Here is a 14,846-nt window from a genome sequence, read left to right on the forward strand (position 1 = left end):
CGCGCACTCGTCGAAGCGCCGGCGCCGGGCTGGCGTTCGACCTCGACCCAGGACTCCTTGGAGCCATTCTGATCCGGCTGCCCATAGCAGGCATTCGCGACCGCCCGTTCCTGGCCGTCATGAGGCACTAGGACAAATTCTGGCCCAAGGACAAGCATCACTGTTGCGCCACACAATCACATGCAAATTACGCAAATCGGATACCAAGAAAATGCCCCACAGCCTTTCGGCCATGGGGGTGAAATCAACTCAAGCGGCTTGCCGCACCTCTTCGGCATCGACCTTCGCGCTACCCGCTTCGTCCTTGTCCAGGTCGAGTTGCTTGAGCAGTTCGCGTTGCCGGACCAGCAGGTCGGTCAGCCGGCCTTCATGCTCGAAGGGGCGGGCCAGTTCCAGCCGGAGGTCTTCCAGACGCTTGCGGCGGGTCGCCAACTGCGCCACGCAATCGGCGTGATGCTTGGCCACGGATTCCAGCGCTGCCAGCACGGCGGCCACCAGGGCCGGTCCTGTTTGATAGGGCTCGGCGTTGTACAGGCAGTGTCCCGCCAGGTACAGGTTCGGCGTCTCGTCGCCGCGGGCCGCGAGGATGCCGAGGTCGAAGCCGCCAAACCGGCCGACGATCCGTTCGATCATCCGGCTGGCCGTGCGCACCTCTTCCCTGGCCGTCCTCACCAACCCGCGTAGCGCTTCGCCGACCGCATCGGGGCCGACGATCCGGCGCCCCGCCAGTTCCACGGCGATGCCCTGCATAGTCTGTGGCTCGATCCGGGCCGCATCCTGTGCGTACAGCGCCACTTTCTTCTCCAGCGCTTCGATCACATCATCGGCAGCCGTCCCATTTCGCTTTCGTTGGCATAGCGCTGGTTGCGCCACACCGAGAACAGCGTCGAGAGCTTGGCCACCTCCGCGTCCACGCCGGCTTTCTCGATCACCAGCGGATTGCCCGACGCCAAGGCCTTCACCTCGGCATAGGACAGCGCCGCCAGTTCCACATCCTCCAGCGACCGGATGCCCTGGTCGCCCTTCATCACCTGAGCGATGAAGCGTGCCTTGGTCTCCAGCGTTTGCCACATGTAACTGTCAAAACTGCCTTCCGTGACATACCGGAAGATTTCCACTTGCGGCCACTCTCCATGCATCAGGTAGTGCTTGCGGTGCCATTTGGGGCGCCTTTCGGTCAATCGCGACAAATGCCGGCCCAAAATCGGCGATTGACGGCTGCACCCGGCGTCAGCCATACTCCCCGAAAGCCCATTGGATTTCCTATCCTTCGGAGGCCAGCCATGCCGAACAATGCGCAAGCGCCCCGGGACACAGCCGGTTCGGCGTACCAACAAGATCCTGGGGGCCAGTCGATGCCGGCTCGGTCGATGTGGCTGCTGTGGCTGCTGCTCAGCGCGCGCATGGTCGTGGCCGATCGCGGCGACGCGGTCACGCTGAGCCTGGTTGCGTTGGCACCGTTGGCGGCCGCTTGGGCGGTGGTGCGCTTCGGGCCCCGCCTGATCCTGCCGCTGCTGTCTTTCGCGCTCGTGCCGTCGGTAAGCATCCGCGTGGACGATGTGCTGTCGTTGAGCCTGACGCCGGTGCCGCTGCACTTGCTGGTGGTCGGCATCGGTTGTGGCGGGTTGTTCGCGGCACGTCACCACCCTGAGGCTTGGCTTCAGCTTGTGCACCGACGCCGCGTGGGTTGGCTGGTGCCGGCTCTCACTGTGTTGTGGCTCGCGCGCTTCGAGTGGCCGTTGCACTCGATCCGCGATCTCGGCATCGGCCTGTCGATCGACGTGGTGAGCGGCCTGGTCACGCTGCTACTCGTCTCGATGATCGACTGGCGCGCGCTCGTCGCGCAGCGGCCCGTCGCCGCGCACCCACGCGAATTGCAGCAACTGTTCTGGCGCTTCGGCGTGCCGGGTCTGCTCGTGCTGTCGCAAACATTGCGCACCGGCGTCTCGTTCGGCATGGTCGGTGTGGCTTGGAGCTCGGTCTCGGCGTTCGGCCTGGTTACCGCGGCGAGCCTGCTCGGCTTGCTGGCTGGTGTGCTGCGCGCGCGCGCCTGGCTCGCGGTATCGGCTGTAGCGGCGGCGCTCGAAGCCTTGCGCCTGATTAGCGGGCTCCCACCCGTGGCCGAGCTCGTGCACGAGGTGCGGCACCAGTCAGGGTTCGACGAGCTCGGCAGCATCGCTTGCGACATCGTGTCGGTCGTGCTGTTCGCGGCTGTGCTGCGCCGGTTCGTCGAGCGCCGCCGGCTCGAACCCGGTCGGTGGCTCTGGCAGATGCTGGCCGGCATCGCGATGCTGCAGTTCGTCGTCGCGCCGCTCATCGACTCGACCCGAGCGACCTTTTTCGCGCTGAGCGCCGGTGGCTGGCTGATCGGCGGCGTTGCGTTTGCCGCGGTGCTGGCGCGCGGTGCACCCGCCCTGGCGCTGGTGCCGCTGTTGCTGGCCGCTGCTGTGCTGCCGGCAGCTCTGCTCACCGCGGGCGAGAACCCGGCGCCTGCGCTGCTCGCCAACGCTGTCGGCGTGTCTGCGTTGGCCGCGATGACCGGCTTCATCGGCATGCTGGTTCGGCGCGCATTCGCAGACGTTCCGGCTGCCTCGACCCGCGACGCGGCCCACGCCACGCTGGACATCAGCCGGCTTGCGCACTTCGTGCAGCGGCTCGACACCTCGGCCACGCTGCGCTCCTTCAGTGCCCTGCCCAGCGTGCTCGGCGTGGTTGCGGCCAGCGTCGCACTGGGCGCGTTTGCGGTGGTCATCCAGTCCTGGTCGGGCGAGCTCGAAGCCGACCCGATCGAGGTGGTGCAGGCTTATGCCCTCGCGCTGTCGGTGGTGCTCGCGCCGCTCGCCTTTATCGTGCAAGACGGCATGAACCGCCAAGACCGCTGGCGGCCCGTCTCTGCACTCAGCGGCGCGGTGCTCGCCGCGCTTGGCCTGGCGGCCGCCAGTTGCGTGCTGGTCGCAGCTGCAATGCTGCCGACCCTCTGGCTCACCGATGACCAGACGGCGCGGGGTTTTGGCGTTGTTGCGCTGGCCGTCAGCGTCGCGTTGCTGGCTGGCCTGTTGTTGACGAACCAGCGGCGACATCAATTCGTGCTCGGCAGCATGCTGGGTCTGGCGGCGCTCATCGTGCCGCTGTTCGCGCTGACGCCTCCGCAGCATGAAGACCGCAGCACGGCCGCGAGTGCCCTGCTGCTGGTGTTGATCGCGGTCGGCGTCGCCCTCGTGCTGCTGGTGCGTGGCGTGCGGCTGCGCGCCGACTTGGTCGGCGATGTGCCGCGCGGGCTGCTGTTCGGCGAGATCGCCGGCGGCCGGCTCGGGCCTCGCCTCGCGTGCCTGATGGGCTTGCCGGCATCGATGTGGCACCGCGCGGCGCTGCGGAGGCCGGCGTTCTGGGCGCTGCTGCTGGCGCGTCCGCTGGTCTACGCCGGCGTGGTCGGCGCGTGGCAGGGCCATGCGCTGTTCGCCGTCGTCGCGGTGGTCGGAGGCCATCTGCTTTTCGAAGGCGGCAAGCGGCTGGCGGCGCGTGACATCTGGCGCCCCGAGGATCACTCCCCGCTTGCGCCGGTGCTCTTCCTGCGCAGCTTCGAAGACGACCAGCTCGACTTGCGGAGTGCGTCGCCCAATCCGCTGCGCCGTTGGCTTGCGCTGTGGTCTTTTCGGCGCAACCTCGACCAAGCGATGGTCGACGAAGTGGCGTGCTACGGGCCGGTCGTCGCCCTCGGCCTGCCGGGTGAAACGCGCGTACCGTTCGGCGCCGCGCGACACTATTCAACGCACGACTCGTGGCAGCAGCTCGTCACGACGACGGCGCGGCGCGCTCACACGATCGTCATCGTCGCCGGCCACACGCCCGGCGTGCGCTGGGAGTACGCGCTGCTGGCGCGCGAGCGGCTGCTCGACTGCACGCTGCTGCTGTTTCGCCCGGGCGCCGCTGCGCAGGCCGACAACCGCAGCGCGCTGGCGGCGTTTCCGCTCGACGATGCAGAGCGCCGCCGACTCGGCGATACCGGCAGCCGGCCTTGGGTGGCCCTCTTGCACACGCACGGCAAGGCCGTGCTGCTGAGCGCAGATTCGCCCGATCCGGCGGCGTACGTGTTGGCGCTGCGTGCGCACTTTCAGCGCCGTGACCCATCGACCTTGGCGCAGGCGGCAGCTGCCGCCCCGCCGCCGCTGTCGTTCGCGCCATGGGCCGCCTGGTTGGCTACGTTGAAAGCACGCCGAAATCGCGTGACGGGCTAAACTCGCGTGGTGGCTTCAACGCGTCTCGGTGGGGGTGGGGGTGTTCGTGCCCAGGCGGTGGCTTGTCGATGACGAGATGCGGGCGCGATGGTGTCTTTTGTCACGCTGGAGGGGTAGGCCGACGAACTAAACTGCGCGGCTCGAAGCATCAATGGAAAGGCCCCATGAACACAAGCCTCAAACCCCTCCTCGCCGTTGCAGCCGTCGTATTCGCAGCGCAGGCGTCTGCGCAGGTCACCTTCTACGAAGGCGAGGGCTTCCGCGGCCGCGCCTTCACCACCGGCAAGTCGGTCGGAAGCTTCTCGGAGTTCGGGTTCAACGACCGCGCATCGTCGGCCGTCGTCGACCGCGGCCGCTGGGAAGTTTGCGAAGACGATCGGTTCGAGGGCCGTTGCGTGCTCTTGCGTCCCGGCAGCTACGACTCGCTGCGCGGACTCGGCATGGAAAATCGAATCTCTTCCGTGCGGTCGGCCGACAACCGTAAGCGCTACGACAACGAAGCACCGGAGCCGCTCGCCGCGCCGATGTAGAACGAGAACAACAACACGCTCAAAACCAAGGGCTACCACTTCGAACACAACTTCGGCCATGGCAAGCAGCATCTGTCGAACCTGTTTGCGACCATGATCCTGCTGGCCTTCCTGGTTCACACCACGCTTGACTGGATCGATGCACCCTACCGCGCTGTTCGCGACTCGCTGCCGTCTCGAAGGATAGGAAATTCAACCACCTTCCCCGAAGTGTCTCCGCATTTTCCGCCTATCGTCAACCGTAATTTCCCGCCAGTTTTTCCGCCTGGTTCGTCTGATCTATCCTGAAATCCGTGTCTGTTACCCTGAAAACGCTCTTGGCCTTTCGTTTTCGGGGTAACAGACACGAACGCTCCCATCGGGCAGCGTCAGAAGCCCGCCTTCACCAGTCACCACGCAATGCGCTGATCGAACTCGTACTCCGGCAGGGGTTGGATCAGCAAATCGTCGCCACACTGCCCGGCGGCTTCCCACAGCGGCGGGCCTCTAGCCGGAGTGATACGCGGCGGATCGACCGGTTCGCCCAGATGGGTGAGTATCTCCCGGATCACTTCGCCTTCGTCGATGAAGGCGATGATCTTCATCATGCCGCCGCATTTTGGGCAGATGAGGGGGAACACTTCGTAGATGCGCGCCAGCAGCATCGCCCACACAAACCTTGCCGTCTGACGGACGGGCGTTTCCTCCGTTTCGGCCTCGGCTTTGGCTTTGCCTTTGCCTTCGTCCGTTGCCATTTCTGGCGATTCCGGCGCTGCTGCCAGCGCCGTCACCGCGCTGCGCCAGGGGGAGTTGGGTGCCAGCACGCCGTAGTAGCGATGCCGGTGTCGGCGCGGGGGCGGTATCAGTGCCGAGAGTCGGTCGAGCAGTTGGTGCGGGGTGAGCAGCACGCTGACTTTGCCACCCGGGCCGGGTTTCTTGCTCTCGTAGACGAGATGTTCCGGGTCGAGTTGACGCAGCCGTTCCTGTGCAAAGGCTGGTCGGGCACAGTAGCGCAGGAGGCGTTCCAGTCCTTACCGGTCATTGGCTTCGATGCGCACGCTGGTGTCGAGGGAGAAGCCACCGTCGTGTTTGCAGGTGTTCATGGCTTGGCCTTCGGCCTTGTCCAGCAGTCCGCGCCGCACGAAAATACGGACGATGCGTTGGCGGATCGTCCGTTGCAGGTGTGCCATTTGTTCGGCTGTGAGGCACGTTTCCTGAAAGTGTAAGTGCCCGGCATCTTCTCCGCAAAACACACCGTCGATCATCACTACATGAAAATGCAGGTGGGCATTGAGCAGACCGCCGAAGCGGTGGATAAAGACGACGGCACCGATGTGTGTGTTGGTTTGCATATGGAGGTGAGTTCCGCCGTCGGATTCCGGCAGGCTTTCTCGCAAACCTTGTTCGATGCCGTGCAGGAGGCTGTGCAGCACGGCGTTTTGCAGATTGGCGTCGTCGAGGTGGTAGCGTAGCCTTTTGGGGAGCGAGAGTACCCATTGCCGTACCGGCAGACGCGGGAAAACGTGATCGACGAGATGCGCGGCGGTTTCGACCATACGCCGGGTGGTGCAGGAGGGGCAGACGCCGCGCCCTTTACAGGAGTAGGCGATGATGAAGTCGTGACCGCAGTCGGCGCAGCGGGCGCGGGCAAAACCGTGGGCGAGAATGCCGCATTCGAGGTAGCGGCGGAATTCGCGCTCGGTCAGTACCGGGGCATGGCCGCCACAGCCGTCGTCGTGCAGCGCCAACCAAGTGGCGAGGCGGTCCTGCGCCACGCGGTAGAGCAGCGTGCCTTCGGGCTGGCGCCGGTGGTAAACGGCAGGCGCACAGCACGATTTGGCGGCAGTGGCAGACATGGGCATCCGGATCGGGGGATCGGATAAATGACTGTATGCCCATAAGGGGTATCCACTTAGCTCCACTGGGGTAGTATTACTGGATGGATGTACAGATACTATCACCCGTTGCTGGGAAAGACTACCCACGGAACTGGAACGAGTTTTTGGATTGGTTCCCGACGGAAGAGGCATGCCTGACCCATTTGGAGAGGTTGCGTTGGCCCGATGGATTTGTGTGCCCACGATGCGGCAGTATCGCTGATGCCTATCGCGCCACCCGTACCCGGCTAATGTGTCGGAGCTGCAAATACCAAAGCACGGTCACGGCCGGGTCAATTTTCGACAAGACGCGTACGCCGTTAAGGGTGTGGCTGGCGGCAGTTTGGTATGTCACCAACCAGAAACAGGGCGTCAGCGTGTAAAACAGCGTGCAAAACTTTCCAGATTTCCGGGGTGATCAGCGTCCAAAAGTTGCCACCCTGGGTTGTGTAACCTGCCGGCGTTTTAGCCGGGGAATCTGGGGTGTTAAACATGGAAGTCATAGCCGAAATCCGGCGTCGTCATTGGGTCAGCGGCGAGAGCATCAGCTCGATTGCGCGTGACCTGAAACTATCCCGTCCGACGGTGCGCAAGCACCTGGCTACCGAGGTCGAACCGGTCCACGTTCGTCAGCAACAAGCAGCCCCGAAACTGGGTGCATTCCAATCGGTACTGGAAAGCTGGCTGGTCACCGAGCGCCACCTTCCGAAGGGGCAACGGCGCACCGCCCAGCGACTCTTTGAAGGCTTGCAGACCGAGGGGTATCGCGGCGCCTACGACAGCGTTCAGCGCTTCGTAAAGCAGTGGAAGTCGGCACAAACGAGGCCGACGATCAAGGAAGCCTTCGTCCCGCTGGTCTTTGCCCCCGGTGACGCCTGCCAGTTTGACTGGAGCCAGGAACACGTCGAGATCGGCGGCGCTGCGCTGACCATCAAGGTCGCGCACTTCCGGCTCGCCTACAGCCGACAGATGTTTGTTGCCGCCTATCCCTGCGAAACACAGGAAATGGTCCTTGATGCCCACAACCGCGCCTTTGCCTTCTTCGGTGGCGTGCCCAATCGCCTGATTTACGACAATCTGAAGACGGTGGTCGACACCATTCTGGTCGGCAAGGATAGGCACTTCAATCGCCGCTTCATGGCGCTGGCCAACCACTACCTGTTCGAACCGGTGGCCTGCACGCCAGCCTCCGGCTGGGAGAAAGGACAAATCGAGAACCAGGTCGGCAACGTGCGTGAATGGCTATTCACGCCGAAAGCCCGCTTCGAGAGCTTTGCAGCGCTGAACGACTGGCTGGCCACCCGCTGCCGGGAATTGGCGGAACGCAAGCATCCGGTCGAAACGACCCGCACCATTGCTGACTGCTTTCTTCAGGAAGGCCCCAGCCTGCGGGCTATCACCAGCACCTTCGATGGCTACGTCGAACAGATGATGCGCGTTTCCAGCACCTGCCTGGTCCGCGTTGAGCGAAATCGCTACAGCGTGCCGGCCGACTTTGCTGGCAAGGTAGTCTCGGTGCGTTTATACGCCGACAAGGTACGGATCGTTGCGGAGAGCAAAGTCATTGCCGACCATGAACGGCGATTCGGGCGTGATCAACTGATCTGCGACCCCTGGCATTACCTGCCGGTACTTGAGAAGAAGCCGGGGTCGCTGCGTAATGGTGCCCCATTTATCGGCTGGGATTTGCCGGTGCCGATTCAGTTGGTGCGAGATCGTGTGCTGAAGCAGCCGAAAGGTGATCGGGCCTTTGTAGAACTGCTACTGGCTGCTCGCGAAGTCGGGCTGGAAGCCCTGCAAGTGGCGTGCGAATTGACACTGGATGGCGGCGTGATTACCGCGGCCGTCGTCATGAATGAACTGAGGCGGCTGACCGCGCCACCGCAGCCCAAGGCGATCAGTTTGCCGGAACAACTGCGTTTGCAGGTCGAACCGCAGGCTGATTGCAGTCGTTATGACCGTCTGCGCGGAGGCCAGTATGTCCATTGACCGACTGGCCCAACTGAAATCCCTGCACCTCTACGGCATGGCAGCCGCGTGGTCCGAGTTGCTGGCAGAAGGCACACGCCGGCCGATGCAGCCGGAAGCCTGGCTGGATCGCTTGATTGACGCTGAACAGGCGGATCGGCAAGTACGCAGCCTGCGCTACCAGATGAAAGCAGCACGCTTCCCGATTCATCGCGATCTCACGGGCATCGACTGGACAGAGACGCCACTGCCGCAGGCGCAGATTGAGCAACTGGCGACTGCCACCTTCATGGAGAGCGCCCACAACCTGATTCTGGTCGGTGGCACAGGGACGGGGAAGACCCACCTGGCAACTGCGCTCGGTGTTGCAGCCATCCATCAGCGAAAACGGGTGCGTTTCTTCAATGCGGTGGATCTGGTAAACCAACTCGAGCGGGAAAAACTACTGGGAAAGAGCGGCACCTTGGCCAAACAGTTGGTGCTGTTTGATGCGGTCATTCTCGATGAGCTTGGCTATTTGCCGTTCCCGGTGTCGGGTGGGGCGCTGCTGTTTCATCTGATCAGCCAGCTCTATGAGAAGACCTCGCTGATCATCACAACCAACCTGTCATTCGGTGAATGGGTGACCGTGTTCGGCGATCCAAAAATGACCACGGCCTTGCTCGACCGCATCACGCATCACTGCGAAATCCTCGAAACCGGCAACGATTCCTACCGCTTCAAACAGCGGAAAAAATCAGTCAAATCAGACTGAGCAACTGGGAAAATTTGGACGCTGACAACTGGAAACTATTGGACGCTGATTGACACACAAGCCGTTTTTCGTGTCCTCAACGCTGCCTTTGAAGTTCCCGAATTTCCCGAGCTCGCGCGTCCAGTTGGCAAGGTATCCGCCTACCTCCTGGTAGACGATGGGATACGGCGCCGCCTGCACTAGTCGCGCTACGTCCTTCCAGAGCTCTTGCTTCATGTAGTCGATCGAAGGCGGCACGAATACCTTGTAGCCCTTTGCTTCGAGTGTCGCTACCGTGCTCTTATCAGCCGAGTACACGATAGCTATCACAAGGTCCACGGGGTAGACCGAATTCACCAAGTCGATGTACCCGATGGTTGTTGCCAGGACGTGCTGCAGAATGATGGAGTGTGTGTTATCTGGGTTCTTGGTTTCGGCAGTCAATTCTCGCAACACCCTGAGTTCGCCAGTGGGGTCAATGGACACCTTACCGACCTGCTCTCCGTGATCGAGCTTGGCAGAAAACAGAGCACGGTCCATCTCAGCGTTTGCACTAGTTTGCTTCATCTCACCCTCCTAGGCTCACTTAGTGAAGCACCGTCTGGTACCCGGCATCGACGCCATCTTGATAGTCGCCCGGCTCGACAGGGTGGCCATCAAAATAAATAGCAATGTCTTCCCCAATCGGCCTCTTGATATTCAGCGCAAGGACAATGTTCCACTCGTCGTGAGCGCCCTTGCTGAATATCGTCGAACCGCGAAGGCCGTAATACCTGATGAACTTCTGCCGCGCCGCGTCGTCCTCGTAGATAGCCTTGTATCCAGTGTCGGCTTCGGCCCGCATCTTTAGCCACATCTCAACAGACCCAAGCCTGTCAACGTCACCGAGACTGAAGAATTTCCAGACATCGGTCGCACCGACGAAGTAGGCGACATCGAAATCTGCTCCCGCCCCATCGGCACCGGCGAGAACATCCGACCAGACGGCCATGTAGTCGCCGCCAGAGGCAGACTTGGGCAGATTGTATGCCGCCGGATTCAAGAGCCAGAGCTTCGGGCCGAACTCAAGCTGAACCCGTTCGGCAATCTTTGCTGCCATATCCGTATTAGTGCGAAAGTCGCCACCGCTTTTCGAACTTACCGGTACGGAAAGGTACCCAATAAAGCAGCCCGCGGCTCGTTTCGCTGAGATCTCACCCCGAACTTGGTCTATGAGCCTCTCGATGTCGGGGACAAGGTCTGGCGCCACGCTGAACATTGAGCCTGAAGTAGACTGGTACTGAAACAGAACCTTGGCTGACATCGTCTCTCCTTGGGCAACTGTTTTGGTAACTAACCGGACGTGCGGATCACTGGCGGTTTCAAAACTCAATCTCAGTCACCACTGGACAGTGATCCGAAATCGCAAGCTGAGGGTCCACGAACTGTGGCGGTCTAGCGGCAAGCGAGATGCCTAGGCTTCCTATAGAGACTTTGCTCGTAGACTTGACGCTCGCTACAAGTGACTGCGAGACTAAAACGTGATCGAGGCCCACGGGATTGCGACACCCTAAGCCTGTCGACGCCGTTAGCACCTGGCGCTGTACAGTGATCAGCTTGGCCGTTTTCGATGCTTCGCAGGCCAGCACTACGTCGGCACTGCCCGCGCATGTTGCCGAAAGCAATATTGCCTTGGACGAGGCCGGGACACCGTCGTTAACCTCGAGAACAAGGTTCCTCGTCGATACTGAAGACACTCGCGGCGTCGTCAGGTCAGTCCCACTATCGCTTCTGACTGGCTCAGAGCCAGCCACCTTGTTGGCCTCGTGCCACAGGTTGCGATTGAAGTCCCCGAGGACGATGAAGTAGTCCACGCCAATCGGAAGCTGCTCCCAGACCTCCTCTAGCGGTTGTACTTGCTGCTGCAGGATCGGGCACGGGTCGTTTGCCCCAACATTTCCATCCAAGCGGTCACCCTCTAAAGAAGACACGCAGCCCGATTTCAGGTGGACCGTGAAAAGGCGAACCTTTTTTCCGCGAAGGTTCAGCGTTACTACATACCCTGGCCGGACCCGCTGCTCCGGCGCGAGCTGCGGCAGCGACATCGCCTTGACGTCGGTACAAGCCTCCACGGCGTTGCCAAGTGCTTTCTTCCAGGCGAATGCGAGGCGCTGCACTTTATAGGCACTGTCGAACGAACACACGTTGTAGTCGACCGAGGCAGGGCCAAGTGCCTCCCTCACAGCCTGGGCTCCCGAGACCTCCTGGAAGGCGATGACGTCGGGCCGAACATCCGACGACAAGACTCTCCCGATCTGCGTCAGCCGCTTTGAATAGGAGGCCTTTGTTACCTCAATTCCCTTCCGCGCTACGGTAGTGTAGACGGCGCAAGGGGGCATCACGGACAGGTCAACTCCTTCCAGCGTTACTCGCGGCTCGGAGATATCCCATCCTTGTTTCGCGCCCGGCGTTCCCGCAGGCGCCAAGCGCCAGACACCCTGGGTATCCTTCGCATACGTCTTCGAGCACTGTGTAATCCACGGGGATAACTCCTGCTGAGAGATATGCCAGCCGAGATTCCAAGTTGCGATGCGCAACACATCGGCGTTAGCCAACAGCGGCGCCCCCAGCACCACACCAAGGGCCAATAGCTTGTAAATAGCTCGCATACGCCTCCTGCGTCGTCTAGCGTATATGATGGATGATTTCAATTCTGCACGCAAGTGCTTGGCGTTTGAATTAACCTGAGGATCTCGCGTGCTACTGAAAACGGGGGGACGTCGGCGTCGGTAAAGAAGGCGTCGAGTGGGTGCTGACCGAAACTCTCGAAGCCGCCCGGGTGGTCAAGGTGGGTCAACGCTAAGAGTTTCGAGAAAATCATCATCGACACGACGGTGGACGATGTTGAGCACTTCGGCAACGGTTAAATATCGGCGCATCTTTAGCAAGAGATGCGCTTCTGCCGTACTGCGTCCTTGGCCTGCCGCTGCATATTGATAAGATGCGCATTTGAACAACAATGGGGTGGCATGAGCGACCTGAAAGAAAGTTTTCGACAGCAACGCGCCGGAATGATTTTAGTTGTTTCAACGTCAAAGGGTGGTGGCAGTACCCTGTTGGCGAATCGGACGCCCGAATACCTAGCAAAGAAATTGCTGCAAAAACTGGTGAGCGAGGGGAAGCCCAAGTCAGAGTGCAATTGATTGCACAGCAGCGTCCCAATTACCGAGCGGCAGCGTACAGTGGCCACTGCGAACTCGCCAAGCGGCTTGATGCTTAGAAAAACTGAGCTGCGCGAACGACAGATAAATAATCAGATACCGACGTCGGCTGGTCGGCCTGATCTGACACTCAAGTTCGCTTAAGACACCGACAGCTAAGGGAAGCATATCGCAGGGCGCAGAGGAGAGAGGCTGGAATCCGTAGTTGACTATGGATTGCAGGTGCGGAAATGCTTCCAGAATTATTCTTGATTTTTATATGTATTTGGTACTAGCATGAAACGGCACTGATCACACTCGAGGCGCCCTTGGGGAGGACACATGTTGAGATGGAATAAAATCCTTTTAGGAGCCTTTGTTGCCAGTTGGGGTCTTGGCGGTCACGCTGCGGAGATCGGTATCGCGGCCTTCAACATAGCGTGGTCCGGCTCCGAGGCCGATTTCAACGAGCGCATCCGCGTTTGCAATGGCGGGTTGGTAAATTGGTGCGACACACGGGCCAAGATTGCCAAGGGCGATAACGAGCCCACGTCCAAGGAAGAGGCCGCTTCCTCTGGCAAGAGGTGTCGGATGGAGATCCCGACCTGATGCAGGTCACTCTGACCCTCACGACAGGATGCTCAGGCTTCGTTGGCCTTGACCACATCCTGATCAGCAAGGAGTTGAAGGCGCGCCAGAAGCTCTCTTCGGCAAAAGGCAGGGTCGAGCAGAAGGACTTGCAGGTAATTGCAACCAGCGACCACTGTCCGTGGGTCACGGTGCTCGAATATTGAACTCGCCATCCAGCGAATCCCATCGACCAGTAACTACCCTAACCATCATTTGAGCCATGAAGACTGAAGTTCGCAATTATGACGAATTGGCTGTTTGGTTGAAGTCCTCCGGGCCCGCCGTCGTCCAGTACCTTGACCTCCGTCCCATGTCAGCAGAAATCGCATCGCGCGACCTCGCTGGCTGCGCCTTTCTGGGCTGTGACATGGGAGCCGAACTCGCTAAGGCCGCGGGCGAGGCGCGTTGTCTGGTACTTCCTCCCATTGAGTATTCCGATGAGGCGCCGTTCAATCCGTACTCGGTGAGCCTTTACAAGCCATGTGAGCTCTACGCGGGCTATAACCCTAACGACTCAGGTACCTTTGACAAATATTTTGACCGCAAGGTGTACTTGTCTTACAAGTCACTCGGCCCGCCAGCTGAACTCAAGCCCGTTGCGGCAGACGTTCTGCTGCTGCGCCGCATGCATGACGCGACGATCGGAACTGCTCTGGACGACTTCGTCGCAAAGGCGAATGGCCGTATCGTCGCGGTCATGGGGGGGCACGACCGTCCACGCACCGACTCGGCTTACTTGGATGTCGCCCTTCTCGCGCTGGAATTGACGAAACGCGGCTACGTCATCGCCACAGGTGGTGGCCCAGGCCTCATGGAGGCTGCCAACCTGGGTGCCTACGGTGCCGGCTTTTCTAACTCTGAAGCGGTGGTTTGCGGTGCAGTTGAGCAGTTGAAAACGTCGCCGACCTACAAGGATCCAAACTGGCTGAGCGTTGGCTACAAGGTCTGGAAGGGTCTAGGCACGCCGTCCGATCCCGAAAAGAGCCGCAATCTAGGCATTCCCACTTGGTTCTATGGCCACGAGCCGCCGAACCTTTTTGCAACAGACATTGCAAAGTACTTCGAGAACAGCATCCGCGAGGAAGGCCTGCTGGCCATTGCGCACTCCGGAGTGATCTTTGCGGAGGGCAACGGCGGTACTGTGCAGGAGATCTTCCAGGATGCCTGCCAAAACTACTACCGAACCTATGCCCAACTTATGAGCCCGATGGTACTACTGGGGACTGCCTACTGGAACTCGGCATATTCGGACTACAGTAACCCGGATGATCGGAGACGGCCGATCTATCCGGTTTTGAAGAAGCTGGCATTTGAGAAGGGATTTGCCGACTACGTTCACATCACAGACAGTACCACCGAAGCGATAGATTTCATCGTCAAACATCCGCCTGTCAAAGCGTAGCGCCAACCGCTGGGCCGCCTGTCTCACTTTACTTCGGAGGGAAATAGAAGGTACGCATTCATTGTAAAGGGCAGAGCCTGACGTATTTCTGCTCCGAAAATTCTCGCGCCCGAATGGAGGCTACTGTCGGCAGTCTCTAAATTCGTTTCTGTGTTGGCCGGCCCTAATTTTCAAGCTTTTTGCCAAATGTTCGCAGGTTGCGGGATATGGGGCGCCAGACTTCTCGAAAAGCCATCCTGTACCCCCAGGTGGTTCCCGATCATCATTTGGCTCAATAAACGTAATCGCGGAAACAAACGGATAAACATATTCG

Annotated in this window: 13 protein-coding genes and 2 pseudogenes; 9 read left to right on the forward strand and 6 right to left on the reverse strand. The window is 60.5% G+C overall.

Going from position 1 to position 14,846, the window contains the following annotated elements:
- Window positions 1-249: 249 nt before the first annotated feature.
- Window positions 250-819 carry a hypothetical protein gene (locus IPJ12_00855; protein ID MBK7645754.1) on the reverse strand — a complete coding sequence of 190 codons (570 nt, stop codon included), beginning with the start codon at window positions 817-819 and terminating at the stop codon, window positions 250-252.
- The gene (locus IPJ12_00860; GenBank protein ID MBK7645755.1) at window positions 816-1,238 is read right to left on the reverse strand and encodes a hypothetical protein; all 423 of its coding nucleotides are present in this window, start codon (window positions 1,236-1,238) and stop codon (window positions 816-818) included. The genes IPJ12_00855 and IPJ12_00860 overlap by 4 nt, the downstream gene beginning before the upstream one ends.
- A 132-nt stretch (window positions 1,239-1,370) precedes the next feature.
- Between IPJ12_00860 and IPJ12_00865 the strand changes: the two genes are divergently transcribed.
- Together IPJ12_00865 and IPJ12_00870 are read left to right on the forward strand one after the other, a co-directional pair.
- Window positions 1,371-4,235: a hypothetical protein gene (locus IPJ12_00865; protein MBK7645756.1), complete on the forward strand. Its 2,865-nt coding sequence runs from the start codon at window positions 1,371-1,373 to the stop codon at window positions 4,233-4,235.
- Window positions 4,236-4,399: 164 nt separating this feature from the next.
- On the forward strand, window positions 4,400-4,765 hold the full coding sequence (locus tag IPJ12_00870; GenBank protein ID MBK7645757.1) for a beta/gamma crystallin family protein: 366 nt from the start codon (window positions 4,400-4,402) through the stop codon (window positions 4,763-4,765).
- A 389-nt stretch (window positions 4,766-5,154) separates the two neighbouring features.
- Here the strand turns inward: IPJ12_00870 and IPJ12_00875 are convergent.
- Window positions 5,155-6,600 (reverse strand): annotated as a pseudogene (locus IPJ12_00875) (transposase).
- A gap of 83 nt (window positions 6,601-6,683) precedes the next feature.
- Between IPJ12_00875 and IPJ12_00880 the strand changes: the two are divergent.
- From IPJ12_00880 to IPJ12_00890, 3 genes and pseudogenes are all read left to right on the forward strand, one after another.
- Window positions 6,684-6,998: pseudogene (locus IPJ12_00880) on the forward strand (transposase).
- A gap of 106 nt (window positions 6,999-7,104) precedes the next feature.
- The gene (locus IPJ12_00885) at window positions 7,105-8,610 is read left to right on the forward strand and encodes an IS21 family transposase (protein MBK7645758.1); all 1,506 of its coding nucleotides are present in this window, start codon (window positions 7,105-7,107) and stop codon (window positions 8,608-8,610) included.
- On the forward strand, window positions 8,600-9,343 hold the full coding sequence (locus IPJ12_00890) for an ATP-binding protein (GenBank protein ID MBK7645759.1): 744 nt from the start codon (window positions 8,600-8,602) through the stop codon (window positions 9,341-9,343). Before IPJ12_00885 ends, IPJ12_00890 begins: the two co-directional genes overlap by 11 nt.
- Here IPJ12_00890 and IPJ12_00895 read toward each other — a convergent pair.
- From IPJ12_00895 to IPJ12_00905, 3 genes are read right to left on the reverse strand one after another with little or no spacing between them, the layout of a single operon-like run.
- Window positions 9,335-9,889, reverse strand: a complete 555-nt coding sequence (locus tag IPJ12_00895) for a hypothetical protein (protein MBK7645760.1) — start codon at window positions 9,887-9,889, stop codon at window positions 9,335-9,337. The genes IPJ12_00890 and IPJ12_00895 overlap by 9 nt on opposite strands.
- 19 nt (window positions 9,890-9,908) lie before the next feature.
- Window positions 9,909-10,625, reverse strand: coding sequence for a hypothetical protein (locus IPJ12_00900; GenBank protein ID MBK7645761.1), 717 nt, complete (start codon window positions 10,623-10,625; stop codon window positions 9,909-9,911).
- Between the two features lie 58 nt (window positions 10,626-10,683).
- Window positions 10,684-11,970 (reverse strand): endonuclease/exonuclease/phosphatase family protein, encoded by a 1,287-nt coding sequence (locus IPJ12_00905; GenBank protein MBK7645762.1) that lies wholly within the window; start codon window positions 11,968-11,970, stop codon window positions 10,684-10,686.
- A gap of 360 nt (window positions 11,971-12,330) precedes the next feature.
- Between IPJ12_00905 and IPJ12_00910 the strand changes: the two genes are divergently transcribed.
- From IPJ12_00910 to IPJ12_00925, 4 genes are all read left to right on the forward strand, one after another.
- Complete coding sequence (locus IPJ12_00910) at window positions 12,331-12,504, forward strand: hypothetical protein (protein MBK7645763.1); 174 nt, start codon at window positions 12,331-12,333, stop codon at window positions 12,502-12,504.
- Between the two features lie 339 nt (window positions 12,505-12,843).
- The gene (locus tag IPJ12_00915; protein MBK7645764.1) at window positions 12,844-13,110 is read left to right on the forward strand and encodes a hypothetical protein; all 267 of its coding nucleotides are present in this window, start codon (window positions 12,844-12,846) and stop codon (window positions 13,108-13,110) included.
- Window positions 13,110-13,295, forward strand: coding sequence for a hypothetical protein (locus IPJ12_00920; protein MBK7645765.1), 186 nt, complete (start codon window positions 13,110-13,112; stop codon window positions 13,293-13,295). Before IPJ12_00915 ends, IPJ12_00920 begins: the two co-directional genes overlap by 1 nt.
- A gap of 56 nt (window positions 13,296-13,351) precedes the next feature.
- Window positions 13,352-14,533, forward strand: a complete 1,182-nt coding sequence (locus IPJ12_00925; GenBank protein MBK7645766.1) for a hypothetical protein — start codon at window positions 13,352-13,354, stop codon at window positions 14,531-14,533.
- Window positions 14,534-14,846: the final 313 nt, after the last annotated feature.

The sequence above is a fragment of the Betaproteobacteria bacterium genome, assembly GCA_016709965.1.
GTDB classification, from domain to species: domain Bacteria; phylum Pseudomonadota; class Gammaproteobacteria; order Burkholderiales; family Rhodocyclaceae; genus Azonexus; species Azonexus amarohabitans.

Excerpts from the sequence above, each read along its gene's own strand:
- IPJ12_00860 (MBK7645755.1), bottom strand. The coding sequence starts at position 1,238 with ATGGCTGACGCCGGGTGCAGCCGTCAATCGCCGATTTTGGGCCGGCAT.
- IPJ12_00865 (MBK7645756.1), top strand. The coding sequence starts at position 1,371 with ATGTGGCTGCTGTGGCTGCTGCTCAGCGCGCGCATGGTCGTGGCCGAT.
- IPJ12_00870 (MBK7645757.1), top strand. The coding sequence starts at position 4,400 with ATGAACACAAGCCTCAAACCCCTCCTCGCCGTTGCAGCCGTCGTATTC.
- IPJ12_00890 (MBK7645759.1), top strand. The coding sequence starts at position 8,600 with ATGTCCATTGACCGACTGGCCCAACTGAAATCCCTGCACCTCTACGGC.
- IPJ12_00895 (MBK7645760.1), bottom strand. The coding sequence starts at position 9,889 with ATGAAGCAAACTAGTGCAAACGCTGAGATGGACCGTGCTCTGTTTTCT.
- IPJ12_00900 (MBK7645761.1), bottom strand. The coding sequence starts at position 10,625 with ATGTCAGCCAAGGTTCTGTTTCAGTACCAGTCTACTTCAGGCTCAATG.
- IPJ12_00905 (MBK7645762.1), bottom strand. The coding sequence starts at position 11,970 with ATGCGAGCTATTTACAAGCTATTGGCCCTTGGTGTGGTGCTGGGGGCG.
- IPJ12_00910 (MBK7645763.1), top strand. The coding sequence starts at position 12,331 with ATGAGCGACCTGAAAGAAAGTTTTCGACAGCAACGCGCCGGAATGATT.
- IPJ12_00915 (MBK7645764.1), top strand. The coding sequence starts at position 12,844 with ATGTTGAGATGGAATAAAATCCTTTTAGGAGCCTTTGTTGCCAGTTGG.
- IPJ12_00920 (MBK7645765.1), top strand. The coding sequence starts at position 13,110 with ATGCAGGTCACTCTGACCCTCACGACAGGATGCTCAGGCTTCGTTGGC.
- IPJ12_00925 (MBK7645766.1), top strand. The coding sequence starts at position 13,352 with ATGAAGACTGAAGTTCGCAATTATGACGAATTGGCTGTTTGGTTGAAG.